Here is a 595-nt window from a genome sequence, read left to right on the forward strand (position 1 = left end):
ACCAAAGATGGAGAGATAAAATCGGCAGAGTTTAAAAATATTGGTTCAGCATTTACAGGTCTTGATGAGAATATCAAGAATGTGAATGCACGGATTAAAGAAGTTTCGCAAGGTGTTGCACAGGATTCGTTGTCTTGGAGCAAGGATTATCATGCATTTGTAGCCAAACATGGTAAAGGTGGACAAAAAGCTAATAGTAAGATTACATTTCTTCAGGCTGGAACAGTCTCTGAAAGTTCAACGGATGCTATTACAGGTAGCCAGCTTTATTTACTGGGTGACAAGGTTGCGAAGTATTTAGGTGGTGGCGCTAAGTATGAGGATGACAAATGGACAGCTCCAAGTTTCACGGTTAAAGCCTTCAATACGGATGGCACTCCCGTTGAAACAAGCTATAATAATGTAGCGGATGCCTTTGCTGGCGTAAGTAGTTCTTTCACGAATATCCATAAAGAGCTTAAGAATGAGATTACCAAAGTCGTGGGAGACAGTCTTGTTAAGTGGGATGATGCAGGTCTTATTAATATTGGTAAAGAAGTAGAAGGTGGCGAAATCAATATCGCCAACAAAACTGGTGAAGATCGGGTGCTTTCTG

Annotated in this window: 1 pseudogene; it reads left to right on the plus strand. The window is 40.8% G+C overall.

From position 1 onward, the window contains the following. Positions 1–595, plus strand: a pseudogene (locus ACFIML_RS09295) (hypothetical protein); the annotation flags it as partial.

Origin of the sequence: Bartonella sp. AC62GZZY, from assembly GCF_042196525.1 — a bacterium.
Classification (GTDB): domain Bacteria; phylum Pseudomonadota; class Alphaproteobacteria; order Rhizobiales; family Rhizobiaceae; genus Bartonella.